The organism is Kosakonia sp. LAM2021 (genome assembly GCF_016620385.1).
Lineage (GTDB): Bacteria > Pseudomonadota > Gammaproteobacteria > Enterobacterales > Enterobacteriaceae > Kosakonia > Kosakonia sacchari.
The window spans coordinates 601,037-624,288 of the sequence record NZ_JAENHT010000001.1; the positions used below are offsets into that span (position 1 = coordinate 601,037).

Annotated in this window: 21 protein-coding genes, 3 tRNA genes and 1 pseudogene; 15 read left to right on the forward strand and 10 right to left on the reverse strand. The window is 50.9% G+C overall.

Features of this window, described 5'->3' with window-relative positions; all coding sequences use genetic code 11:
* Positions 1-401: 401 nt before the first annotated feature.
* On the reverse strand, positions 402-743 hold the full coding sequence (locus JKP81_RS02735; protein WP_200550525.1) for a gamma-glutamylcyclotransferase family protein: 342 nt from the start codon (positions 741-743) through the stop codon (positions 402-404).
* A 706-nt stretch (positions 744-1,449) separates the two neighbouring features.
* Between JKP81_RS02735 and JKP81_RS02740 the strand changes: the two genes are divergently transcribed.
* The 9 genes from JKP81_RS02740 (at position 1,450) to JKP81_RS02780 (ending at position 8,729) form a co-directional block, all read left to right on the forward strand.
* Positions 1,450-1,602: a hypothetical protein gene (locus JKP81_RS02740; protein WP_159457499.1), complete on the forward strand. Its 153-nt coding sequence runs from the start codon at positions 1,450-1,452 to the stop codon at positions 1,600-1,602.
* A 68-nt stretch (positions 1,603-1,670) separates the two neighbouring features.
* Positions 1,671-2,903, forward strand: a complete 1,233-nt coding sequence (locus tag JKP81_RS02745) for a YcaO-like family protein (RefSeq protein ID WP_086873076.1) — start codon at positions 1,671-1,673, stop codon at positions 2,901-2,903.
* Positions 2,904-2,905: 2 nt separating this feature from the next.
* Positions 2,906-3,598: a TfuA-like protein gene (locus tag JKP81_RS02750; protein WP_200550526.1), complete on the forward strand. Its 693-nt coding sequence runs from the start codon at positions 2,906-2,908 to the stop codon at positions 3,596-3,598.
* On the forward strand, positions 3,579-4,346 hold the full coding sequence (locus JKP81_RS02755) for a hypothetical protein (RefSeq protein WP_200550527.1): 768 nt from the start codon (positions 3,579-3,581) through the stop codon (positions 4,344-4,346). Before JKP81_RS02750 ends, JKP81_RS02755 begins: the two co-directional genes overlap by 20 nt.
* Positions 4,339-4,602 carry a MoaD/ThiS family protein gene (locus JKP81_RS02760; RefSeq protein WP_200550528.1) on the forward strand — a complete coding sequence of 88 codons (264 nt, stop codon included), beginning with the start codon at positions 4,339-4,341 and terminating at the stop codon, positions 4,600-4,602. The genes JKP81_RS02755 and JKP81_RS02760 overlap by 8 nt, the downstream gene beginning before the upstream one ends.
* A gap of 2 nt (positions 4,603-4,604) precedes the next feature.
* Positions 4,605-5,717 (forward strand): HesA/MoeB/ThiF family protein, encoded by a 1,113-nt coding sequence (locus tag JKP81_RS02765; RefSeq protein ID WP_200550529.1) that lies wholly within the window; start codon positions 4,605-4,607, stop codon positions 5,715-5,717.
* On the forward strand, positions 5,707-7,014 hold the full coding sequence (locus tag JKP81_RS02770) for an MFS transporter (protein ID WP_200550530.1): 1,308 nt from the start codon (positions 5,707-5,709) through the stop codon (positions 7,012-7,014). The genes JKP81_RS02765 and JKP81_RS02770 overlap by 11 nt, the downstream gene beginning before the upstream one ends.
* Positions 7,004-7,948: a JmjC domain-containing protein gene (locus JKP81_RS02775; protein WP_200550531.1), complete on the forward strand. Its 945-nt coding sequence runs from the start codon at positions 7,004-7,006 to the stop codon at positions 7,946-7,948. The genes JKP81_RS02770 and JKP81_RS02775 overlap by 11 nt, the downstream gene beginning before the upstream one ends.
* Positions 7,929-8,729: a class I SAM-dependent methyltransferase gene (locus tag JKP81_RS02780; protein WP_200550532.1), complete on the forward strand. Its 801-nt coding sequence runs from the start codon at positions 7,929-7,931 to the stop codon at positions 8,727-8,729. The genes JKP81_RS02775 and JKP81_RS02780 overlap by 20 nt, the downstream gene beginning before the upstream one ends.
* 97 nt (positions 8,730-8,826) lie before the next feature.
* On the opposite strand, the gene JKP81_RS02785 is transcribed toward JKP81_RS02780, so the two are convergent.
* Together JKP81_RS02785 and JKP81_RS02790 are read right to left on the reverse strand one after the other, a co-directional pair.
* Complete coding sequence (locus JKP81_RS02785) at positions 8,827-10,005, reverse strand: dienelactone hydrolase family protein (RefSeq protein WP_200550533.1); 1,179 nt, start codon at positions 10,003-10,005, stop codon at positions 8,827-8,829.
* Between the two features lie 285 nt (positions 10,006-10,290).
* Positions 10,291-10,366 (reverse strand) — tRNA-Asn (locus JKP81_RS02790).
* A gap of 6 nt (positions 10,367-10,372) precedes the next feature.
* On the opposite strand from JKP81_RS02790, the gene JKP81_RS23735 reads away from it, so the two are divergent.
* From JKP81_RS23735 to JKP81_RS02800, 3 genes are all read left to right on the forward strand, one after another.
* A complete protein-coding gene (locus tag JKP81_RS23735) occupies positions 10,373-10,531 on the forward strand; it encodes a DUF5951 family protein (RefSeq protein ID WP_353891278.1) in 159 nt (52 codons plus the stop codon).
* A gap of 9 nt (positions 10,532-10,540) precedes the next feature.
* Positions 10,541-12,007 carry an EmmdR/YeeO family multidrug/toxin efflux MATE transporter gene (locus JKP81_RS02795; RefSeq protein WP_200550534.1) on the forward strand — a complete coding sequence of 489 codons (1,467 nt, stop codon included), beginning with the start codon at positions 10,541-10,543 and terminating at the stop codon, positions 12,005-12,007.
* An 81-nt stretch (positions 12,008-12,088) separates the two neighbouring features.
* Positions 12,089-12,164: transfer RNA gene (locus tag JKP81_RS02800), tRNA-Asn, on the forward strand.
* A gap of 456 nt (positions 12,165-12,620) precedes the next feature.
* Here JKP81_RS02800 and JKP81_RS02805 read toward each other — a convergent pair.
* The 6 genes and pseudogenes from JKP81_RS02805 to JKP81_RS02830 all read right to left on the reverse strand — a co-directional run bounded on the left by JKP81_RS02805 (position 12,621) and on the right by JKP81_RS02830 (position 18,704).
* Complete coding sequence (locus JKP81_RS02805; protein ID WP_200550535.1) at positions 12,621-14,399, reverse strand: aminopeptidase P family protein; 1,779 nt, start codon at positions 14,397-14,399, stop codon at positions 12,621-12,623.
* Positions 14,400-14,418: 19 nt separating this feature from the next.
* Positions 14,419-15,873 carry an AMP nucleosidase gene (locus JKP81_RS02810; RefSeq protein ID WP_131412114.1) on the reverse strand — a complete coding sequence of 485 codons (1,455 nt, stop codon included), beginning with the start codon at positions 15,871-15,873 and terminating at the stop codon, positions 14,419-14,421.
* A gap of 136 nt (positions 15,874-16,009) precedes the next feature.
* Positions 16,010-16,987, reverse strand: a complete 978-nt coding sequence (locus tag JKP81_RS02815; RefSeq protein ID WP_200550536.1) for an MDR family oxidoreductase — start codon at positions 16,985-16,987, stop codon at positions 16,010-16,012.
* Positions 16,984-17,721 (reverse strand): annotated as a pseudogene (locus JKP81_RS02820) (TetR family transcriptional regulator C-terminal domain-containing protein). Before JKP81_RS02820 ends, JKP81_RS02815 begins: the two are co-directional and overlap by 4 nt.
* Positions 17,722-17,867: 146 nt before the next feature.
* The gene (locus tag JKP81_RS02825) at positions 17,868-18,056 is read right to left on the reverse strand and encodes a YjfB family protein (protein ID WP_017458405.1); all 189 of its coding nucleotides are present in this window, start codon (positions 18,054-18,056) and stop codon (positions 17,868-17,870) included.
* 159 nt (positions 18,057-18,215) lie between these two features.
* The gene (locus JKP81_RS02830) at positions 18,216-18,704 is read right to left on the reverse strand and encodes a GNAT family N-acetyltransferase (protein ID WP_200550538.1); all 489 of its coding nucleotides are present in this window, start codon (positions 18,702-18,704) and stop codon (positions 18,216-18,218) included.
* 96 nt (positions 18,705-18,800) lie between these two features.
* Between JKP81_RS02830 and JKP81_RS02835 the strand changes: the two genes are divergently transcribed.
* Together JKP81_RS02835 and JKP81_RS02840 are read left to right on the forward strand one after the other, a co-directional pair.
* Positions 18,801-19,733 carry a LysR family transcriptional regulator gene (locus JKP81_RS02835; RefSeq protein WP_200550539.1) on the forward strand — a complete coding sequence of 311 codons (933 nt, stop codon included), beginning with the start codon at positions 18,801-18,803 and terminating at the stop codon, positions 19,731-19,733.
* A 350-nt stretch (positions 19,734-20,083) separates the two neighbouring features.
* Positions 20,084-21,628: a methyl-accepting chemotaxis protein gene (locus JKP81_RS02840; RefSeq protein ID WP_200550540.1), complete on the forward strand. Its 1,545-nt coding sequence runs from the start codon at positions 20,084-20,086 to the stop codon at positions 21,626-21,628.
* A gap of 292 nt (positions 21,629-21,920) precedes the next feature.
* On the opposite strand, the gene JKP81_RS02845 is transcribed toward JKP81_RS02840, so the two are convergent.
* Positions 21,921-21,996: transfer RNA gene (locus JKP81_RS02845), tRNA-Asn, on the reverse strand.
* 330 nt (positions 21,997-22,326) lie between these two features.
* On the opposite strand from JKP81_RS02845, the gene nac reads away from it, so the two are divergent.
* Positions 22,327-23,244, forward strand: coding sequence for a nitrogen assimilation transcriptional regulator NAC (gene nac / locus JKP81_RS02850; RefSeq protein WP_017458401.1), 918 nt, complete (start codon positions 22,327-22,329; stop codon positions 23,242-23,244).
* The last annotated feature ends 8 nt before the right edge of the window (positions 23,245-23,252 follow it).

A 23,252-nucleotide genomic window follows, 5' to 3' on the forward strand; every position in this document is an offset into this window, starting at 1 on the left:
GCATGCCAACATATGAAAGTCGCTTTATATGAACGTTTTTAAAACGTCTCACAGCTCCTGTTTCATTGTTAAATAACGTCGATCAACCAGGCTTACAGATGAGTATCATTGATGGTGTGTCGTTTGAAAAACGAAAAATAGTGCCGCCTGGTGTGAGTTCAACTCAACATGCTTTACAACGATGGGGGCTGCTGAAGAGAGTCAGCCCTCAGTGAGAAGCGATATCGCCGGTATTCGCTGTTTTCTTTTCTTCATATACGTCCCGGTATTTCGCAAACTGCCAGAGTTTTGCGGCTTAACGGTTAGCGAGGCACAAACCCCGCAAAAGAGAGGCCTGGTTCAGCAGAAAGGTTCAGCAGAGCGGGCTCAGGTATCCTGTATCTTGCGATGACGGCTGTTAATCACAGCGCTACTTTTTCCTGCGGTTGCAGTTGATAAATCCATGCCGTCACATGCTTACCGTCGAGCGTGGTCACATCTACCAGAACACGATCATAGCCCTCTTCGAATTCGTCCAGCATCGGCCAGTGCGTCGCCAGATTAGCGGATACAAACAGGTAACCATCAACCCGGGGAGCGTCTTTATCCAGCACAATGCCGGGGAAATCGGCGGCGGCTCCCCAGCCAAATTCATAAAACGTTCCTGTAACGTAACCCGGCAGCCACTCTCCACCGATGTTTTCCAGAATATAAGCATTCGAATGGCCAGGGCGAAGCGTCCCGTAAACAAACAATGATTCCATGTTCCCTCATTATCTAACGCAATGAATAATCAGCAGAATGATTATCAACATACGTTTAAGCGGTGCGGTTCGCAACTGGCTATCATCATAGGCTGCACGATATTGCGGCCAATACGTTATGAATGCCTGTATCACAATTAACTGAATCAGGAAAATCATTGTTACTTTAAATATAGTTAAGCGCTACTGAAATTTAAGTGAGTACGCATCTACAAAGTATGGGTATATTTTTTTTGCGTTACATTTTTGGGCCTTTTTTTAAAACATGGTTTCGCAAATTAATATTTACTTTGAATTGAAATTAATGTTTTTGTCACTTAGTGGTGAATTTATTCATTTTCATGAATTAATTTTATGAAAAGCTGTGTGATAATTTGGAGGTATATAATGCAAGGGTGAAACTACATTAATATATTCTGTATTGTTAACCAATTAAAATATATTAAAAATACATTTTATAAATAATTTTTGCGTCACTATTTGGTCTCTATCTTACTGTTTAATGGTTATTTTTGTATCGTGGCTGGGTGTGTTTTATAGCTATTTATAAGGAAAATCCTAATATGAGAAATGTGATTTTGACGACATTAATAAAAACTTAATTTTTACTTCGTTGACATTTTTTTCACATTTGGCATTTATTAATTAACACGGAAGTTTTTCCTGTTGAGGGAATATTTATCTAATCTTCATTAAGGTCAAAATTATGCAAGAGAATGTAACCACACTGAATCTAAATATTTCGGAAGACATTTCAGCAGACCTGAAAGAGTTCTTCGAACAACAAGCTTCTGTAGGCATTGGCGGCCCGTCGACGGGTCATAATGCTAATAACGATCTTATTACTTACGACGATTAACATTGCTGTCGGTCTGATTCAACTGCTCTGCGAATTATCGCAGAGCAGTTCTTTAAACGGGAGGGTCAATGTACAGGTTAAGCTCAAGCATAAGAACCAGAACGGCCGAAGATTCATTGATTCTGGCTGACGCAATTGCAGAGAAAATGGGGGTTACACGGGTAACAGACATCACCTGGCTGGATAAAATTGGTATGCCGGTTTATGCCGGGATCCGTCCTTTTGCGGCAAAGGGCTCATTAAATGTTCATAACGGAAAAGGGATGCGCCCAAATGAGGCCAAGATTGGCGCTTTTATGGAGTCAATAGAATTTTCGTTAGCGGAAGGGATGAAGCATCAACACGAAATAAAAAAATATACCCTTAAAGAAATTCAGGCTTCTTTACCGGCGGGACTTGCTTTTTCATCTTTTGGCGCAAAACTCGGTGTCACACTCACGCCCGAAGAAGAAATATATTGTGTACACGCGACAGATATTATTGGCGGAGGAGAGGCGCTTATTCCTGCTGAACTGGTTTTCCATCCGGTCAATCTGGCAGGGCAGCGTTCGCTTTATGGCGGTACGACCACCAACGGTCTATGCTCCGGTAATTCGAAAATGGAAGCCGCCATTCATGGTGTTTGTGAAGTGCTGGAAAGGGATGTTAAGTCTTTTGATATTATCAATGATTGTTCTTACCTTGTTGACAGAAATACAGAGCCAGAAGCAATAAAGGCGTTAAGAAAAAAAATTGAAGATGCGGGCCTTATGTTAGCGTTGCGAAAAACACCTAACGAATTCAATCTACCTTATTTTTCTGCCTTTGTGCTGGAACCTGATAATCAAAGTCCTATCTCTATAGCGGATGGTTATGGGCTGCACCCTGTTGCTGAAATTGCTGCAATACGCGCAATTACCGAGGCGGCGCAGAGCCGTCTGACCCATATTCATGGCGGCAGAGATGATATTGTTAAGCGCATCTTTTTCTATCAACAAAATCCCCACCTTGATGAAGAGATCATCATGAATAACATCAGGGAGAAGATCCTTAACAGTGAATATATCACCTCATTTATCACGCCTGATGAAGAGGGTTATGTCCCCGAGTCTGTAGAAAAATTATGGCATTACATTAAAGAAAAAATGGTATCAGCTGGCTTTCATCACTGTTTTGTTTATGAACTCAATCCAGAAGGTTTTCCGTTTAGCGTATTGCGTGTTGTGGTGCCAAAAGCAGAATTTATTGAAAGCGAGATGAAACGGATTGGCCCGCGTTTTTTGGCGGCTTTCCAGCGTCGGGAAAAAACGAATAAGGAGTAAGTATGCGCTTAGAAAATATATTCCTGTTTATTGGCCCCACCTCCTATGGTATCGCGCTGGATGAAGTCATTACCCCGGAAACTGTCATTTTGCCTCCGGTTCGCCGTGGTGATATTCAGACACTTATCGAGCAAGAAAGTCCGGCGACTATCGTTATTGTCGATGGGATTTATCATGCTTATCCGGCTGTATCGCACGTTGAAATAAAAAACGCGCTTAAACAGGGCTGGGATGTGTGGGGCATGAGTTCAATGGGCGCTTTGCGCGCTGCGGAAATGCATACTCTGGGGATGCGCGGTTATGGCACGGTATTTCAGCGTTTTATGCAAGACAATGATTTGCCTGATGATTATGTCGCACTGGTACACGGTACGGAATCGCCCTGGTTTCCGGTCAGTGAGCCGCTTGTGCATATCGAACATCTTTTGCAGGAAGCTGTACGTTCGTCGGTTATCCCATCTGAAATGAATTATCAACTGATGCATGAGATGCGAAATATGTGGTTTGGTTATCGAACGCTTAAGTATCTGCGGGAGAAAACCTGCACGTTGCCTGCGCCGCAGCGGGCGTCATTTAACGCCATGCTCGACAGGATGAATGATTATCGGCTGAAAAGTATGGATGTGATTCATTTTTTTCAGCAAAAACCGTTCTTATATGACAAAGAGGTCGGGCATGGAAATGAAGTATATTGATATTATTGCTAAATCCAACGGCGTGCCGATGATTTCTGATAAATTTGATGCGCAAACGCTTATTACGCTTGTCGCACATTACCGGCATACTCTTTTACAATGTTTCGATAATTTATCCGAATATTTGGACCCTGAGAGAATTGAGGTTTTTTATCGTGAGCGTAATCAACCTCTGGGGCTGGATTATCCAGAATATGGCGAGCTAAGCGAGTCTGAACAGCAGGCAGTCAATAATGCGATTTCGCATATTTTACAGATTATGCCTGAATGGAAACTTTATTTTTCTATCCCGATTAACTTTAAACGCCTCACTGCAAATGAAAATATGGTCAGTCTGACTAACCATAATATCCCGCAGATAATTTTTCTTGGTGCTAAAGCCTTTAAATCTTACACATGGCTTGAAGAAGTCATTATTCATGAAATGGCGCATATCTGGCTGGGGCTGATTTGCGAAATTGACAGCTTCCACGAACATTCGGAGCAAAGCCGTTATACGCTTCCGTCGGGAACTAAAGACAAAGATGCACGTGGTGTTATTTTTGCCTCGCACTTTGCTGCTTGTGTGCTGAAGTACATGACCAGAAAACGAGTCAGTAAAGATTTTACTCAGCAGGATGACGAGCGTTTTGCCTGGCTGCAGAACTATTTTTCGGGGTGTATGAGCCAGCTGGTAAATATGAATGAACTCAAACCAGCAGGTAAAAAGATCGTGAGTATCATGGGAGATGAGGTGTCCTATGCTTAAAATAATGCTTCCGCGACAATTAATGAATTATACCGATATCAAAGGTGAGTATGAAAGCAGCGCAACCAACGTACAATCTGCTTTGGATGAGCTAACGGACGCTTATCCTTTTTTGAAAATCCAGCTTTTTAATAGTGACAGAACGCTGCGGAATTTCGTCAATGTTTTTGTTAATGAACAAATGACAGAGGATCTGAGTGAGCCGGTTCCTCCGCACTCCAGAGTACAAATCATCGTTGCAGTGGCGGGAGGTTAACCATGAATTCGTTATCTGATAATGAAAAAGAATTCTATCTCCGGCATTTTTCTTTGCCAGGGTTTGATGTCAGTGCGCAGCTAAAAATAAAAAATGCCCGTGTTCTGGTTATCGGCAGCGGTGGTCTGGGCGCGCCCTGTTTGCTCTATCTTGCAGGGGCTGGGGTCGGCCACATAGGTATCGTCGATTCGGATGTTGTAAGCGCGAGTAATCTGCCAAGGCAAGTGCTGTTTGATTACCAGAGCATCGGCGAAAGTAAAGTCGAACATGCCGCCAGGCGTATTACGGCGCTCAATCCTTTTATTGACGTTAAAATCTATCCCGTCTTTCTGGATGAAAAAAATGCTGACGACATTATTAGCCAGTACGATATTGTAGTTGATTGTACGGATAATTTTGATGCGAAATATCTCATCAATGATGTTTGCGAGAAGAAACAAACGCCGCTAGTGTATGCCTCTATTTTTCAGTACGAAGGGCAATTAGCCGTGTTCCATTATTGCCAGAATGCAGAGCCAGCGTTGAGCTATCGCGATTTATTCCCGGAGCCTCCACAGGTCGGGCTGCGCGAAAATTGCAGCGATGCGGGCGTGCTGGGTACGCTACCGGGTATTCTGGGGACGATGCAGGCCGGGGAAGTGATCAAGATAATTACCGGGATTGGGGAGGTACTTACCGATAGCGTCATGATTTATGATTCACTGAGCAACCGGTCCTCATTATTGCGGCTCAAAAAACGCGGTCGGGCAGTTATCAAACCGGCTTATGATGAATCAAGTGAGATCGAAAGCATCAATTTCAATCAGTTGGTTTCGCTGAAAACACACAATGACGGTTTGTGTTTATTGGATGTCAGGGAAACGGCTGAGCGGAATGTTATTTCCATCGGCGGAATGCATATCCCAATGCGGGAGTTGCCGGCACGCATCGCAGAACTCCCTCAGGATCAACTGATAGTGTGTTACTGCAAATCCGGGAGCCGTAGCAAACGCGCTATCCTGTATCTTAAGGATCAGGGGCTTACCCACGTTGTTAACCTTACCGGCGGGATTATGGGGCTAACACAAAGCGAAAAGCAAAATTTGCGCGAATGGGATGGGTTGTATGAAAGTTGATGTGTTGATGCGTCTTGGCCCCCGTTTCTTCTTATTGCAAACGGGCACATCGCTGGGCATGGTGTCGGGGCATATTTTCCGACTGGCTATGGCCTGGTGGTGCCTGCAAGTCACGCACTCTGCGGTCGCTTTTTCTTCACTCATTGCGATATCCGTGGCGGCAGAGATTTACCTTAAACCGTTTCTGGCGTCATTTGGCGATCACTTCAATCGCATCAAATTTATCATTGCCTGCCAGTTTGCTGTTTTAGGGATCATCGCATTATTCTGCCTGGCAATTTATCTGGGATATTTCAACCTGGCGGCTATCACCTCGGGACTCGTGGTGATGAGCGCTATCTCATCTGTACGTGAACCCACGATTATGGGGCTAATTCCCGATCTCGTTGCAGAAGGAGAAGTGACACAAGCTATATCGCACCGGTCGACCATCAATTCCATTATTATGTTGATAGGGCCGGTGATTGCCGCCTCGCTTATTTCGCTTTTTTCAGCAGGGGTTGCGCTGTACATTTCTGCACTGGTTTATGCATTGTCCAGCATCGCGTTTATTATTTTATTGTATAAATATGATGTGGACGCCGTTTCAACAGGCGAAAAGGAGACCTGGTTCCATAAAACGAAAGGGGCATTTAAAGCGATCTATCATGTAAAATCTGAGTTTCATATTGCATTGGTCTCCTCTGTCATTAATTTTACGATGTTTCCTTTCTTTTCCGTGACGATACCGTACTGGATTAGCACTGAATTAAAACTTCCCGCTACCTATCTTGGTGCATTCGAATTCTCATTTGCTCTGGGGCTGATTGTTAGCAGTCTTTATATTAATGCTATCGTAAGAGCATGGGCGGGGCGGCTCAATAATGTTTTATTTGGTTTTGTCCTTTTGGGCAGTAGCGTCATGGCAATTGTCTTGATGGGAAATATCTATATTTCTATTGCGCTGGCGTTTTTCTGCGGTATGGCGTTTATTTTTATCAATGTTAACCTCAGTACGCTGCGCTCAACCGCAACGCCGCGTAATTACCGAACAAGAATGAGCGCCATGGCAGGCTTTTTATCCAGTCTGGCGAACCCTTTTGGCGTGGCCATTGCTGGCTGGTATATCAGTTTGTTGGGGGTGGTTCCGTTTACCGTTATTTCTGGTGCCGTTGTGGTGTTAATTGCCCCTGTAATTCTATGTTCGTTTCATTTGCGTCGGGCACTTTCACTTGATGAAGTTGAAATGAAAGGGTATTACGAAAAAACTTATCCGGAAGCATTTTATAAACGCGGGGAGCACAAATATGAAGCCTGAGAATTATGCCATTGACGTGCTTCTGGGTCATGACCATTTTCAACAATTCATGCACTGTTATCAGCAAAATAAAGTTTATAAATGTCACTTTGACGCGGCAGCAGCAGAAATTTTGACGCCTGCTGATCTCGAAGAGATTATCAACACGCGCCGTCTGTCATTTCCACGCTGTCGATTAGTTCGATCGGGAAAGCCACTTGCGCCTGCGGAATATAATGAACGAAGCCACTCAGCGATGGGCGAGGGAATTATTAAGCTGATTCCGCAACGGGTAATGCAGGAGATTGACAACGGTGCCACTCTGGCGCTGGATTTTGCGGAAGATCTGTCAACGACTATTCGTGCAGTTACCGAGTCATTATCCGTTTTCTTCCAGGAAAGAACCGGGGCAACCATTTTTTTCAGTGTGGGTAATGAAAAAGGATTCACCACGCACTGGGATAATAGTGACACGCTTATTTTCCAACTGAGCGGCAAGAAAAAATGGCGTCTTTATGAACCTGATTTTGCCTTTCCTGTCGCCGAAAACAAATCCGCAATGCCTGTTCCGGATGGGACACCGAGCGAAAGTTTTATTCTCAATACGAACGAATTTCTCTATTTACCGCGCGGGCAGTGGCATGCGCCAGAACCCTGTAACTCACACTCGCTCCATATCTCTTTTGCATTTCGCAGACGAAACGGTATAGATTTCGTCAAATCTTTGTTGCCGCAGTTGGCATCATACTTACCGCTCAGAAAAGACATTAATAAATTCGCCGATGAAGCGGAGCAGGCGCGCTATATCGAGACCGTACGTTCAGTGCTTGACGATATTATCACTACGGATAATCTGAACGCGTTTCTTGTATCCTGCCAGAACAGGCAATTTGTCGCGCCCCCGATGTTGCTACAAGAACTGATAGGAAGAGGTAATGGCGAGTCTGAATCATGATTCCCGGGCAATTAATGAACCTACAGACAAAGTAGGTGATTATAACAACCTGCACAGCAAATTCGCGCAAACCGACCTCTTTCAGGCCTGCCTTCGCCAGGTATTAGGCGATGATTTTATTCCTACGGCTGGGCAATATTCCTTCGTCGGACGAAAGGCACTCAACTGGGTGACGGAGAAATTGCTTCAGAAGGGCGATATTTATTACGCGGCGGAAATTGGTTGTGGCAGCGGTGAATTCGCGCCGTATCTGGTTAAAGCGTTGCGCTGCTCTCTGCTGGCAACTGACTTTAGCCCAGTTGCCATCGAAAAAGCACGGCACAACAATATGCATCCGGAGATTACCTACGAGGTAGCCGATTTTTTTAATCTCCCGGTCACGGATAATAGCCTGGATGCGCTGGTCGGTTTTGATTGCGTTAATCATGCCAGTAGTTATGACCAATTATGTCGAGAGTTATCCAGGGTAATGAAGCCCGGTGGCAGAGTCGCGTTTACTAACTGGATGAAAAATTACCCCTTAACGCAACTGATAAACAGTGATCCGTTATGCAAATGCTTATCCAGGTATGGTTTTACCGTCGATAATATCTTGAGTATCGATAGCCATCTCACTAAGCAGTTCCAGTTTTATGGCCTGGTCTACCAAAACCAGCGCCTGATAAAAGAAACGCTGGGCGCAAATATTTATGACTCACTGATGAGTGAAGCAACGCATCTGTACCAGTTTCGCGGTTCAGTTTCTCATTTTGCATTTACCGCAACATTGAATGACGAATAGGGCAATTTGTCTGGAGTGTTCACCTGACACAGAGTGGGTTGCCGGTCTGGCAACCCATGCTGAGTACGTTTTCTCTGTGACTGGTTTCTTTTCGCGGCTAAGGCGTCTTTCCGGTGACGACACGGTTATTAATGGCGTACACCGTGCATTTAGCCGCGCCCGGACGCTGCTCCTGTTGACAGATACTTAGCGCCGTTTCTGCGGCTTGATGGCTGTTTCTGGCCCAGTACGCAGCGCCCCAGTCGCCGTCCTCGTCTGTGGCAAAGGCTTTTTCATAGCGTTGCGTTGCTGCATATTCTGAGAAGGCTTTTTTCCCGGCGACATTGAGGGCGGGCGGTGCCACCAGGTGCGTTTCGGGCAGAGGCACAGCTTCGCGGGTCGGTAAATGTTGCTGTTTTAGAAATGCAGCCACCGTCTGCCACCAGAAACTCTCCGGCGCTGTATCCATAAAGACATGTCCGTTGTTGCCAAAGGCAGGCATCGTGATGAATTGCGCCGTGTCGCCTCTCTGCTGATAGGCATCGAACATCTCTTTGCCCATCGACGGCGGGAAGGATTTATCATTTTTCGCATACAGCCACAGGGACGGGATCTGCGCTGTTTTCCCGTAACGTGCGTAAGCTTGCAGCAGACCGGTTTTATCGCAGAGTGATTTCCCGTCAATCGCGCCCCTTCCGCCGTCGAAATTGATCACTGCCTTAACGCCTGGTGGATTAGCCGCGCCAGTAGCGATTACCGCAAAACCGCCTGCGGACATCCCGGCAAGGATCGCGTTATCCGCTGCGGCCCACGGCTGGTGGCGCACGGCATCGAGGGCGGCGAGCAGGTTACGGGTGTCCTGCTCCCCGGCCCGCAGATGTAAAGGTTGCGCGCAGGAACCATCGGCATACTCTGCCGCACCGCTTGATTGCCCGTAGCCCTGGCGCAGGACAACCACTGCTGCATAACCGTGGCGCGCAAAGGCGATAGCCGTTGCGGCATAGCGGTTCGGGTTGATTATCCAGCGATCAAATTCGGCAGTGCCAACGGTTCCATTAGTGATTAACACCACGGGCAAAGGCGTTTGGCTGACCATGCGGGTCACAAAGGCATCCAGCACGGCCGGCTGACCATTATCTAAGGTGACCGCAAGCAAAAGTGGCTCTCTTATCAACCCGTCAATCTGTTGGTATTCGGGGGCTTGCCCTGCAACGTCAGCATGGCCTGAGGCAGTAAAAAGAAGGAGTGCGGTGGCGAAAAGGCGTTTTGCCAGACGAGTCGTAAAACGGTTGCGCATGGTGGTTAACCCTGAAATGTTTATCCCTGATAGACGCGGCGTGACTGGCGAGCAACTTTACCTGTCTATTTCATGTGGCGCGGTATTGATTACGCATGTCGATGATTTCTGCAAGCAGCGATTAGAGCATTAAGGTAAGCAAACATTTTCAACGGATTAGGTTATAGATTGAGCTTTATACTGAAGACGCGGAAAGGGGCGGTTTCGGGAGGGGAAAAACTTATCGCGATGCTTAGCGGAGCGATAAAAGCAAAAAGCCTGCTTAAAAGCAGGCTTTTCTGGATCTGGCTCCTCTGACTGGACTCGAACCAGTGACATACGGATTAACAGTCCGCCGTTCTACCGACTGAACTACAGAGGAATCGTTGTGGAGGCTTATCTTAGCGGCGAAAAATCTTTTGTCAAACCTCATTTCTCGCAGGGTGTTCTGACTGCTGAATCCATCGACAATTTGAGTTCGTTATCATCGTTTTCTGCCGAAATGCTTTGCAGGATCAGGGTTTCTCCCCCATCATTTGAAATGTGATTTCACCTTTTGCGGCTAAGGACCAATTTGAACGTCGTTACTCCTCTTCGCCAGGCTGTCATGCGCACGCCGTGGTACAGAAAGCGTAAAAGCTACCGTGTTTTATTCTGGCGAGAAATCACCCCTCTTGCCGTACCTATCTTCCTCGAAAACACCTGTGTCCTGATGATGGGCGTGCTCAGCACCTTCCTCGTAAGCTGGCTGGGCAAAGAGGCGATGGCGGGAGTTGGCCTTGCCGACAGTTTTAACATGGTGGTGATGTCGTTTTTCGCGGCTATCGACCTGGGAACCACGGTGGTGGTGGCGTTCAGCCTCGGTAAGCTGGACGGCGAGCGGGCGAGGGCGGCGACGCGTCAGTCGCTGGTGATCATGACCCTGTTTTCGATTGTGCTGGCGGCGGTGATCCACTACTACGGCACAGAAATTATCGATTTTATCGCCGGGGCGGCAACGGCGGAGGTCAAAGCGCTGGCGCTGACCTACCTTGAACTGACGGTTCTCAGCTACCCGGCAGCGGCCATTGCGCTGATTGGCAGTGGTGCGCTGCGCGGTGCGGGCAATACCAAAATACCGCTGCTGATTAACGGCGGCATGAATATCCTCAACATTCTTATCAGCAGCGTGCTGATCTACGGCCTCTTTGGCTGGAAAGGGATGGGCTTCGCCGGGGCTGGGTTGGGGCTGACCATTTCTCGCTATATTGGCGCGGTGGCGATTATCTGGGTGCTGATGATTGGCTTTAACCCGGCGCTGCGCATTCCGCTAAAAAGTTATTTCGAAAAGCTCAACTTCGGCATCATCTGGGAAGTGATGGGCATTGGTATTCCTGCCAGTATTGAATCGGTATTGTTTAATGGCGGCAAACTGCTGACGCAAATGTTCGTTGCCGGAATGGGCACCAACGTTATCGCCGGTAACTTTATTGCCTTCTCCGTAGCTGCGTTGATCAACCTGCCAGGCAACGCGCTGGGTTCCGCCTCCACGATTATCACCGGTAAACGGCTGGGCAAAGGGCAGATAAGCCAGGCTGAGCGCCAGTTGCGCCATGTATTCTGGCTCTCGACGCTGTTACTGACGGTGCTTGCCTGGGGAACCGCGCCGTTTGCCGGACTTTTCGCCTCGTTTTACACCCAGGAAGACGATGTAAAAGAGGTGGTTAAAGTGCTTCTCTGGCTTAACGCGGCGTTTATGCCCATCTGGGCGGCATCGTGGGTGCTGCCCGCCGGGTTGAAAGGCGCTCGCGACGCCCGTTTCGCCATGTGGGTGTCAATGCTGGGGATGTGGGGCTGTCGCGTCGTCGCCGGTTACACCCTGGGGATTATGCTCGGTATGGGCGTGGTCGGTGTCTGGCTCGGGATGTTCCTTGACTGGGCGGTGCGCGGCGCGCTGTTTTACTGGCGTATGGTCAGCGGGCGCTGGCTGTGGAAGTACCCGAAGCCGCAAAAAAGCCCCATTTCTGCACAGAATGGAGAATAATTCGGCAAACGCGCTGAAATGTGAAAATCAGGCTTTGACAAGGACCTGGGGCATCGCTAATATTCGCCCCGTTCACACGATTCCTCTGTAGTTCAGTCGGTAGAACGGCGGACTGTTAATCCGTATGTCACTGGTTCGAGTCCAGTCAGAGGAGCCAGATTTAAAAAAGCCTGCTTTTAAGCAGGTTTTTTGCTTTTCTGCGTTCTTACATCCCACTTAATTTCCCGCATAACCCATCACGGTGAGTTTCTTCGGCGCGTTTTTCCGGTAACGAAAAGCTGTTTGTTGCCAGCTTTAAACTCGTGGGCGTGAAATGCCTGCAAAAAGAGGTCCTTATCGGTGGTGGTTTGCCATGCCGAAAACGAGCGCCATCCTCACACTGACAGTTGGCAGAATATCCAGGGGCGCATCCATAATGTTTCACCACGAAAGCGCTATTTGTTCCGGAAGCCAAAAATAATCCACAGAATAAACAGTACCGACACCGTCACGGCGAACACCATGCTCGTCAGTTCGAGCGTCGATAAGCTGGCAAAGAAACGCTGAAGGGTCATTACGCCTGCACTTATTAAAATAAAACCCGCCGCAGCGGGTTTGTGAATGAAACGAATGCTTAGCTTGCCTGCACGCGCAGCGGGGCAGTGGCGGCATCCAGCCATGCGCGGGCGTCGTCATCAACCAGTGGCGACAGAGTGTCGCGCACCTGCTGGTGATAGTCATCCAGCCACTGCTGCTCCTGTTCGCTAAGCAGGCTCCACTCCACCTGGCTTAAATCAATAGGAATAAGCGTCAGCGAAGCAAAGCGACAGAATCCCGGCTGGCTTTCCACCACTTCTGCCTGGTTTTCGATACGAATGCCGTAGTTATCCGCTAAATAGTAGCCCGGCTCGATGGTCATGATGTTGCCCACCGACAGCGGCCACGGATTGACCTTTTTCGCAATGCGCTGCGGCTGCTCGTGGATCAACAACTGATGACCAACGCCATGCCCGGTGCCGTGATCGAAATCCAGCCCCAAATCCCACAGCGCCCGGCGGGCAAACGCATCCAGTTGGTGGCCGTGCGTACCTGCAGGAAATTGCAGGGTGAACATCGATAAAAAGCCTTTCAGCACGGCGGTGTAATGCAACCGTTGCTGAGCATTGAGAGGGCCAAACGACAGCGTACGCGTCGCGTCAGTGGTGCCGTTTTGATACTGACCGCCGGAATCATTCAAATAGAAGTTGGCGCAGGTAATCGCTTTGTTCGTTTTTTCGCTGCTGTGGTAATGGCACATCGCCGCGTTGCTGGCGGAGGCTGAAATGGTGCTGAAACTCTGTTCAATAAAGCCGGGTTGCCGCTGGCGGAATGCCAGCTGTTTTTGCTGCGCTTCCAGTTCGGTTACCGGGTTGCCCGCCGCTTCACGGGCGGGCACTTCGCGCGCCAGCCAGGCGAGAAAATTAACCCACGCTGCGCCATCCTGCTGGTGGCTTTCGCGGTAGCCTGCCAGTTCGGTCGCGTTTTTATGCGCTTTGATAAAGGTAATAGGATCGGCGCTCCACAGCACTTCGCCACCCTGTTGCTCGATGGCAAAACGCAGCGCCACCGGCGCGAAATCACCATCAAACAGGATGCGTTTGCCGGCAGCGATTTGCTGGCAACGCGGCAGGAAATCCTCGAAATCATGCAGCGTCAGCGTGGAGGTGAACTGCGCAGATAAACCGACGGTTTTCTGCGGGTTCACAAACCACTCGACGTCTCCCTCGCGACTGAGCAAGGCGAAAGAGTGCGCCACCGGGTTCATCGCGATGTCCGAACCGCGAATATTCAGCAGCCAGGCGATATTATCCGGCAGCGTAATCGCCAGATAATCCGCGCCTTTTTCCGCCAGCACCCGTGCGATGCGTGCGCGTTTATCGGCACTGCTTTCACCGCTGATTGCCAGCGGCATTTCACGGATCACGCCGCACGGTGCCGCCGGGCGATCGGCCCAGATGGCGTCGAACGGATCGCTATTCACTGCCACCAGTTCACAGTGCGTGGCGTTCAGCGCCAGAAACTGGCTGTTAACCATCAACAGCGGCTCAAAACCGATGCGGCTGCCCGCAGGCAATGAAGCGTTTAGCCACTGATCCAGCGGCTCGTTGTGCAAATGGTGGATCTCAAAATCATGGAGATCGACTTCGCTGCGCACCTGTACCTGGTAGCGGCCATCCACGAACAACAGCGCTTTGTCGCGCAGCACCAGTGCCAGCCCGGCAGAACCGGTAAAGCCGGTGAGCCACTGGAGTTTATTGTCATGCGGCGCGCAGTCTTCGCTCTGGTGCGCATCGGCGCGCGGAACAATCATACCGTCAAGCTCCAGGGCGACCAGCCGATCGCGTAACGCTTGTAACGGTGTCGGGGTTTGCATAGTTAATCCTTTTTAATTGTTATCTGAATGGCGGTTCGTTAAAGGTGCGCAATTTACGCGAGTGCAGGCGATCGCCCTCAGCGCGGAGCAGGTCGATGGCTCGGATGCCAATTTGCAAATGCTCGGAAATCGCCCCTTCGTAAAAACGGTTGGCCTGGCCGGGAAGTTTGATCTCGCCGTGCAGCGGTTTATCCGACACGCAGAGCAGGGTGCCATACGGCACGCGGAAGCGATAACCCTGCGCGGCAATGGTGGCGCTTTCCATATCAATCGCCACCGCGCGGCTTAAGTTAAAGCGCAGTGAGGAGGCGGAATAACGCAGCTCCCAGTTGCGATCGTCGGTGGTTACCACCGTGCCGGTACGCAACCGCTGTTTGACTTCCTCACCCGGCATGTCGCTTACCTCTTTGGTCGCGTCGTACAGCGCACGTTGCACTTCAGCGATGCTCGGGATTGGAATATCTGGCGGCAACACGGCGTCCAGCACGTGGTCATCGCGCAGGTAGGCATGCGCCAGCACATAATCGCCAATCGACTGGCTTTCACGCAGGCCGCCGCAGTGGCCAATCATCAGCCAGACATCCGGGCGCAGCACGGCCAGGTGATCGCAAATCGTTTTCGCGTTCGACGGGCCAACGCCAATGTTAATCAGCGTAATGCCCTGACCGTCAGCGGTGACCAGGTGCCAGGCCGGCATCTGGTGTTTTTTCCACGCCAGGTCGGAAATGGCCTGCTCCGGCGCTTCCGTATCGGCAGTGATCCAGTTGCCGCCCGCGCAGGAGAGGGCGACGTAAGGGCTGTCCGGGTTGAGGATTTCGCTACAGGCCCAGCGCACGAACTCGTCGACATAACGCGTGTAGTTGGTGAACAACACAAACGGCTGGAAATGTTCAACCGGCGTGCCAGTGTAGTGACGCAGTCGCGCCAGCGAGAAATCGACACGGCGCGCATCAAAATGGGAGAGCGGGTAAAGCTCGGTCGGGTGGAACAGTCCATCGGCGGTTTCATCACCAATCTGTGCCAGTTCGGTGGTGGGAAAATGGCGCGTTAAGCCCGCGCTCATTGACCTGTCCAGCGTCAGCTCCGAACCGTCAATCACGTAAGGGTACGGGATTTCATGCGCGGATAACCCCACTTCGATGTGCGCGCCATAGTCCTGGCACAGCAGTGTTAATTGTTCGAGTAAATAGGGACGAAACAGCGAAGGGCGGGTGATGGTGGTGGTGTAACAGCCCGAATGGGTGAAGCGGGCGTAGGCGCGGGTTTTCGGTGGGTTCGTCGCGCTGCCATTCCAGCTTACGGATAACTGCGGATAGACGAATAACCCTTGTGCTCGGGCTTCGGTATCGGGAAGCTGGCCGTCGTCAATATAGCGAGCGATCGCCTGACGAAGGGCCTCGACGGAACGGTCGTACAGCGCTTCAAGTTGATCCAGCGCTTGTTCCGGGGTCAGATTTGCACCCTTATTATTCATCTTTATCTCCTTATCTGCTCTACGGCTGTAGCCGATAGTATGTCACAGGAATGTGAAACGAAAGCAGTGCGCAACGGGATTCGGAGGAAACGGATGAGGGAACGATCCGGCGCGAAAGCGCGCGCCGGAAGGCGGATTAGCCGCTGATTTTCACCAGCGTACGACCCTGGATTTTATTACTCAGAAAATCGGCAGCGGTTGCCGGAGCCTGTTCCAGCGTAATTTCGGTTGCCGCCTGCTGGTAGTAACTTTCCGGCAACGTACGTGCGAGATTTTCCCACACCGCACTGCGCTGTGCGGTTGGCACCATCACGGAATCCACGCCTTGCAAACGGACGTTTCGCAGAATAAACGGCATCACGGTGGTCGGCAGTTCGAAACCGCCTGCCAGACCGCATGCAGCAACGCAGCCGCCGTAGTTCATCTGCGCCAGCACTTTGGCTAGTACGTGGTTGCCAACCGTATCGATCGCACCGGCCCACAGCTGTTTTTCCAGCGGGCGGGTTTGTTCAAAATCGCTGCGCGGCAGGATCTCATCGGCGCCCAGATTACGCAGAAAATCATGAGTCGATTCACGCCCGGTCACGGCGGCAACGGTGTAGCCCAGCGCTTTCAGCAGCACGACAGCGGTGCTGCCGACGCCGCCGCTGGCACCGGTGACCAGCACGGTACCGTCCTGCGGTTTAATGCCTGCATCCTGCAGCGCCATAACACACAGCATGGCGGTAAAACCTGCGGTGCCAATGATCATTGCATTGCGCGCACGTAAACTTTCCGGCAGCGCAACCAGCCAGTCACCTTTAACGCAGGCCTGCGCGGCAAGTCCCCCCCAGTGGTTTTCGCCCACGCCCCAGCCGGTGAGGATCACGGCCTGGCCGGGAGCAAAACGCGCATCGCGGCTTTCACTCACGCGACCGCAAAAATCGATGCCAGGCACCATTGGGAACTGACGAATGATTTTGCCTTTACCGGTGATAGCCAGCGCGTCTTTGTAGTTAAGGCTGGACCAGTCAATATCAACCCGAACGTCGCCTTCGCCCAATGCGGGCAGGTCGACCTCTTTCACTTCCGCCAGGGTTTTATTCTCATTCTGTTCCAGAACTAATGCTTTCATGACTGCGTTTTCCTCGTCGGATGAGGTGTATTTTCGGCGTTTTCGCCGTCCTGTGCAGATGCTCCATCCCCCGTCATGCTTCACGCAGCAGGGGCGGTTGTTATGCTGTGTTGGAAAAATTTCCAGTACTGATCCAGCGGCTCGACTGAGCGGAACAGCTTGGCGCGCATCACTGCGCCTTCCCAGCCGGACCAGAACACGCTGGCCAGTTCGCGGCTTGCGGCGTCTGGCGGTAGTTCGCCGCAGGCTTTTGCTTCATCCAGACACCTTGCGACGCGTGTTTCCCAGTTGGCAAGGATGGCTTTCAGGCGCGCCGGGAAGGCTTCTGGCAACAGTGGTGTTTCCTGCAACAGGTTGCCCACCAGACAACCACGGCGGAAACCATATTTCGCCATTCCCATGCCTGCGTGATGTACAAAGGCGGCCATGCGTTGTAGCGGAGTGAGTTGGGTATCGCCTAAAAATTTATCCAGTTTATGGGCGAAAAAGTCGCCGTAAGCAGTGAGCACCGCCATGCCAAATTCCTGCTTACTTTTAAAGCAGTGATAGAACGAGCCTTTAGGAACCGCGATATTTTTGATCACCGCATCAATACCCGCTGAGAGATAGCCGGTTTCCGTTAGCACTTCCAGGCCTGAGCGAATCAGCGCCTGGCGGGTGTCGGTAAAGTCGCGATCGACTTTTGGCGGCCGTCCACGGCGGGGTTTTTGCAGTGCTGCTGTTTCGCCATTCATAATTTAGACCGATTGGTTTTAATTCGGCAAAGGCTACGCCGATTTACCATGCCAGGCAAGCGAAGAAACAAAAAAGCCCGCACGAGGCGGGCTTGCAAACGTTGCCAGTTGGCGCTGTTACCACAAACGCCAGCGGGCAAACCGGGTTACGCGGTGGTATTGATATTACGACCGATTGCCGGGTTGGAAGGTAACTGCGGGATCTGCTGAATCAAGTCGCTGGCGATCGTTTTCTGGGTATCGAGCGCTTTTTTCAGCACCAGCGTGTTGACTTGATTATCAAGCTGATAAGAGTCAAGGCTGCTGGCTAATGATGCAATTTGTATCGGATCCATGCTGTAAATCCTTTATTGTAGAAAAAACAACCAAAGAACAGCTATGAGTATAGCTGCACAGTTTTTATCGGCAGTAAGCGCTGGATCTTTAAGCGAGGCGTAAGACGAACCCGATGATGAATAAGTGAAAACCCGCCGTGGCGGGCTAATGAAAAAAGATTAAGCGCGGGAGCTTTCGGCGAATTTCAGCAGGGCATCGCCATCGAGCCGGTAACGCACCCATTCACTTTGCGCCCGCGCGCCGATGCGCTGGTAAAAATCAATGGCCGGCTGGTTCCAGTCGAGCACGCTCCACTCCAGACGACCGCAGCGGCGCTCAATGGCGTACTGCGCAATCTTTTGCAGCATCGCTTTTCCGGCACCGTTACCGCGAAAATCCGGTGAAACGTAGAGATCTTCCATGTAAATGCCGTTGCGGCCAAGCCAGGTTGAATAACTGGTGAAGAAAACCGCATAGCCCACGGCTTTGCCTTCGATTTCACAGATTAAGGCTTCCGTTTTACTCGTCGCGCCAAACAGGGTTTCGCGGATTTCATCTGCTGTGGTGATCACTTCTTCAGGTGCTTTTTCATACACCGCCAGTTCATAAATCATCGCAAAAATGGCGTTTGCGTCAGTCGGGCAGGCCGGGCGGATGGTAATGCTCATTGCTTTTCCTGTTGTTTTTACCGGGAGTTCAAAATTGATGGTCGCCAGCATAAGCGGTATTGTGCAAAGAATTAAGTGCAATGAAATCACTATTCGATGAATATTATGCATCCAACGTTACGACGTCTTGATCTCAACCTGTTACCTGTTTTCGACGCGGTCTACCGCCACCGTTCTGTGCGCCAGGCGGCACATGAGCTGGCGATGAGCACATCGGCGCTCAGCCACGCGCTCTCAAGGCTACGTGTGACGCTCAACGACCCGTTATTTTTCCGCGAAGGGCACCTTATGTGCCCAAGCGTCTATGCCAGCCAACTTGCGCCCGCGATCGCTTCGGCATTAGCGCATCTGAACCATGAACTCACCCCGCAAGCGGAATTTAATCCCGCGACGACCACAGACTGTTTGCAGGTCGCAATCACCGATTTCACCGCGTTTAGTATTTTTCCCGCGCTGATGGCTGAATTGCAGCACACCGCACCCGGCCTGCGTTTTGAGTTTCGCTATTTGCCCCATAGCCCGGCACTCAATGAGCTACTGGCAGGAGAAGTGGATTTCGCGCTGGGGTTTAGCGCGCCGCAGGATCTTCGTTATGCAGAGCTGGACGAGATCGGCTGGTTTGCGGATGAATATGTCGTTATCAGCAACCAACACAGGCATCAGTTAACGCTGGACGATTATCTTGCCGCGCGCCACCTGGTGGTGACGCCGTGGAATGAAAGCAAAGGCGTGCTGGATTGTGAACTCGAACGTCTGGGTTTTACGCGGCAGGTGGCGATAAAAACGCCCTCGATGCTCAGCGCGCCTTTTATTATCGCCGACAGCGATCTGCTGATGGCGCTTCCGCGTTCGGCAGCGGAAAAGTTTAAGCAGGCGGCAAGGATCACCATTTTTGCGCTGCCTTTTACGGTTGCCCCATTTGAGGTGAAGATTTATTCCCATAAACGCAGCGGCAAGCGAGGAGCGGCACAGTGGTTGCAGAAGGTGTTGAAAGCACTGTCGCATAGGCAAACTACGCGCAATACGTAAAAGTCTGCTTGTGAGCCATACACTGCGCAGGGCGCACAAAAACGGCGATGACTCGTTAGCGAATGCGGCGGGATTGCTGTTCCCTTCCGGGAGCGGCTTCGCGCGTGAGTGTGACCGCGTTCTTATTTATTAATAAGACTTTCGCCGGATGAATGAACCCGCCAAAAATAACACCCTATTTATTAATCAGTTACTTTTTCATAACCTCAAAACGGTTAAGTTGTGAAAGATATACAACTTCTATCGATTAACTCGTTTTTTTTTATTTCCGATATAGAGATAAGGCGCGGTTCGAACGCCCGAAGCCGATGCTGTACCCGCCATATAAAACAACAATAGGTACTCATGCCATGAAACTATCCCTCGCGCAAAAACTTTGGCTCCCTCTCATCGTGGCACTGGTGTGCCTTGCCGGGACACTGCTCTATAGCTCTTTTACGGTCAAAGAAGACCAACTGGCACTGCGCAAAAACGAGTTGCAACATGTTTCGCAACTGGCGCTCAGTATCGTCAAAACACAGGCCGCGCTTGTTGATAAAGGGGCGATCACGCAACCGGAAGCGCAGCAGCGCGCAACCCAGTTAATTAAGGATTTACGCTATGGGGAAACGGGATACTTCACTATTCTGAATACCCAGGCCGAAGTGATTATGCATCCGATCAACGCCAAGCTGATTGGTCAGGGGCCACAGGTTGCGGATGCCAATGGTGCCTACATCTTCAGAGATATGGTTGCGGTTACCCGCGATAATCAGGCCGGATTTACCGCTTACGTTTTCCCCCGTCCCGGCGAGACAGAAGCGCAGCCGAAAATCGCTTACAGCATTCCGTGGACGCCCTGGGGCTGGATCATCACCACCGGTCTGTATGTGGATGATATTGACGCGGCATTCCGGGTTTCGCTCTACCAGAACCTGATTGAGTTTGTGGCTATCAGCATTTTGCTGTCGGTGATCGTTTATCTCATCAACCGGGGAACGTTGCTGGCGCTTGGGGGCGAACCTCGTTATGCCGTTGATGTCGCCGCGCGGATTGCCGCCGGGGATCTTTCGCAGATGGTGGATAAAAAAGCCGGGGATAACTCAAGCCTGATCCACGAAATGGGGGTGATGCGTGAGCAACTGACCGCCGTGATTAAAGATATCCGTGAAGGAGCAGAGATAATCAACACCAGTACTCATGATATTGTCGCAGGAAATCAACAGGTTGCCTCCCATTCTGAGCAGCAGGCGATATCGCTGGAACGCACCTCTTCCAGCATGGAACAGATCACCGCCGCCGTGAAACAAAACGCGGAGAATGCCGGGCAGGCACGTCATCTGGCGAGTGAAGCCGTGGATATTGCTTCGCGCGGCGGTGTGGTAATGCAGAGCATGAATGAAACCATGAACGGTATCTCCGAAAGCGCCGGGAAAATTGCGAGCATTATTGAGGTGGTCAACGGTATCGCATTTCAGACCAATATTCTGGCGCTGAACGCGGCGGTTGAAGCGGCCAGAGCCGGTGAGCAGGGCAGAGGTTTCGCGGTGGTCGCGGGTGAAGTGCGCAGCTTGTCGTTGCGCAGCTCGCAGGCGGCGCAGGAAATTAAAGGGCTGGTGGAAGAGTCCGTCACTCGGGTTAACAACGGCTCGTCACAAATCAAAATTGCCGGCAGCAGTATCGACGAGATGATTGTGGCGGTGCGGCGCGTGTCGGACATCATGTCGGAAATCTCCGTCGCGACCGACGAGCAGAGTAAAGGCATCAGCCATGTTAACGAAGCGATTGTGCAAATTGATGCGGTCACTCAGCAGAACACCGCTCTGGTTCAACATGCGGTATCGGCGGCCAGTGCGCTGGAAGAGCAGACCCGTCGGCTGACGCAAACTGTGGCCTTTTTTAATACCGGCAGATAATCACCGCAGCAACACACTTACGGGCCTGCAGAGGGCAGGCCCGTTAATCCTTTTCCTGCCAGCATCCGCAATAACGGGACTTAAACTTCACTTTTATACTGCGACGAACAGCCTTTATTCCTGAATCGGCCAGACGTAAGCCCTGAACGGTCAGCAATAGCTGAAAGAAGGATAGGGGGAAACCGCGTCTGAGGCGCAAGTGCTCAGCGAACAAAGTAACGTTTTGCCTGAAGGACAGGTTAGTCGACGACAGAAAAGCAAAAAGCCTGCTTAAAAGCAGGCTTTTTAAATTTGGCTCCTCTGACTGGACTCGAACCAGTGACATACGGATTAACAGTCCGCCGTTCTACCGACTGAACTACAGAGGAATCGTGTGAACGGGGCGAATATTAGCGATGCCCCGGGGCCTTGTCAAAGGATGGATCGTGCTGCCGCGATCGTTTGCTGACTATTTCAGCAATCTGCTGCCGGGATAAGCACTTAAGCGCGCATTTGCACCAAAACTGTGCAGTGCATCTTTCATGGGGCAGCATACGAACCACTGTTTCAGTAATAATTCCCCCGGTTGTAATTAGAATCTCTTATTATCCAGCCTGTTAGCGCCTTTCATTTTGCCTAACTAAAATTGGCAAGCATATTGCAACTCCTCTGGCTACATCACATCCGGCGTTGGCACTGGTATCCGTACAGGAGGCAAAATGAACTTAAGACGACTGAAATACTTCGTAAAAATCGTCGATATTGGAAGCCTGACTCAGGCAGCCGAAGTATTACACATTGCGCAACCCGCGCTGAGCCAGCAGGTTGCCACTCTGGAAGGCGAGCTGGATCAGCAATTACTTATTCGCACCAAACGCGGCGTGACGCCGACGGAAGCGGGCAAAATCCTCTACACCCATGCACGGACGATTCTTCGCCAGTGCGAACAGGCGCAACTGGCGGTAAACAATGTCGGACAGTGCCTGCGGGGACAAGTCTCCATTGGCCTGGCGCCGGGCACTGCCGCGTCTTCCGTCACCATGCCGCTGTTGCAAGCGGTGCGTAACGAGTTGCCGGAAGTTATGGTCTATCTGCATGAAAATAGCGGCACAACGCTGAACGATAAATTGCTCAGCGGTCAACTGGATATGGCGGTGCTGTATGAACGCGCGCCTGGCGCGGGGATTAACAGCCTGCCGCTGCTAAAAGAGGATTTGTATCTGGTGGGCACGCGTGACTGCCCGGGCCAGAGCGTCGATCTGACAGCGGTTGCCGATATGAATCTTTTCCTGCCGCGCGATTACAGCGCTGTCCGTTTGCGTGTTGATGAAGCGTTTTCGCTGCGTCGACTGACTGCGAAAATCATTGGCGAAATTGAGTCGATCGCCACGCTGACGGCGGCGATTGCCAGCGGAATGGGCGTGACGGTACTGCCGGAGTCTGCCGCGCGTTCGCTGTGCGCCGCGACCAACGGCTGGATGGCGCGTATCACCACGCCTTCAATGAACTTGCCGTTGTCGTTAAACGTTTCCGCGCGCGGCACGCTCTCGCCGCAGGCGCAGGCGGTGAAAGATATTTTAATGTCATTAGTCAGTCGCCCGGCGATGGAAAGCCATGAGTTGCAGCTGGTGAGCTAAGCATTATT

What these genes read in the sequence shown, in the direction of transcription:
- JKP81_RS02805 (WP_200550535.1), bottom strand. Translation starts at nt 14,399, where the DNA reads ATGCAAACCCCGACACCGTTACAAGCGTTACGCGATCGGCTGGTCGCC.
- JKP81_RS02775 (WP_200550531.1), top strand. Translation starts at nt 7,004, where the DNA reads ATGAAGCCTGAGAATTATGCCATTGACGTGCTTCTGGGTCATGACCAT.
- nac (WP_017458401.1), top strand. Translation starts at nt 22,327, where the DNA reads ATGAACTTAAGACGACTGAAATACTTCGTAAAAATCGTCGATATTGGA.
- JKP81_RS02745 (WP_086873076.1), top strand. Translation starts at nt 1,671, where the DNA reads ATGTACAGGTTAAGCTCAAGCATAAGAACCAGAACGGCCGAAGATTCA.
- JKP81_RS02765 (WP_200550529.1), top strand. Translation starts at nt 4,605, where the DNA reads ATGAATTCGTTATCTGATAATGAAAAAGAATTCTATCTCCGGCATTTT.
- JKP81_RS02735 (WP_200550525.1), bottom strand. Translation starts at nt 743, where the DNA reads ATGGAATCATTGTTTGTTTACGGGACGCTTCGCCCTGGCCATTCGAAT.
- JKP81_RS02825 (WP_017458405.1), bottom strand. Translation starts at nt 18,056, where the DNA reads ATGGATCCGATACAAATTGCATCATTAGCCAGCAGCCTTGACTCTTAT.
- JKP81_RS02770 (WP_200550530.1), top strand. Translation starts at nt 5,707, where the DNA reads ATGAAAGTTGATGTGTTGATGCGTCTTGGCCCCCGTTTCTTCTTATTG.
- JKP81_RS02755 (WP_200550527.1), top strand. Translation starts at nt 3,579, where the DNA reads ATGGAAATGAAGTATATTGATATTATTGCTAAATCCAACGGCGTGCCG.
- JKP81_RS02830 (WP_200550538.1), bottom strand. Translation starts at nt 18,704, where the DNA reads ATGAGCATTACCATCCGCCCGGCCTGCCCGACTGACGCAAACGCCATT.
- JKP81_RS02815 (WP_200550536.1), bottom strand. Translation starts at nt 16,987, where the DNA reads ATGAAAGCATTAGTTCTGGAACAGAATGAGAATAAAACCCTGGCGGAA.
- JKP81_RS02750 (WP_200550526.1), top strand. Translation starts at nt 2,906, where the DNA reads ATGCGCTTAGAAAATATATTCCTGTTTATTGGCCCCACCTCCTATGGT.
- JKP81_RS02760 (WP_200550528.1), top strand. Translation starts at nt 4,339, where the DNA reads ATGCTTAAAATAATGCTTCCGCGACAATTAATGAATTATACCGATATC.
- JKP81_RS02785 (WP_200550533.1), bottom strand. Translation starts at nt 10,005, where the DNA reads ATGCGCAACCGTTTTACGACTCGTCTGGCAAAACGCCTTTTCGCCACC.
- JKP81_RS02780 (WP_200550532.1), top strand. Translation starts at nt 7,929, where the DNA reads ATGGCGAGTCTGAATCATGATTCCCGGGCAATTAATGAACCTACAGAC.
- JKP81_RS02840 (WP_200550540.1), top strand. Translation starts at nt 20,084, where the DNA reads ATGAAACTATCCCTCGCGCAAAAACTTTGGCTCCCTCTCATCGTGGCA.
- JKP81_RS02740 (WP_159457499.1), top strand. Translation starts at nt 1,450, where the DNA reads ATGCAAGAGAATGTAACCACACTGAATCTAAATATTTCGGAAGACATT.
- JKP81_RS02835 (WP_200550539.1), top strand. Translation starts at nt 18,801, where the DNA reads ATGAATATTATGCATCCAACGTTACGACGTCTTGATCTCAACCTGTTA.
- JKP81_RS02810 (WP_131412114.1), bottom strand. Translation starts at nt 15,873, where the DNA reads ATGAATAATAAGGGTGCAAATCTGACCCCGGAACAAGCGCTGGATCAA.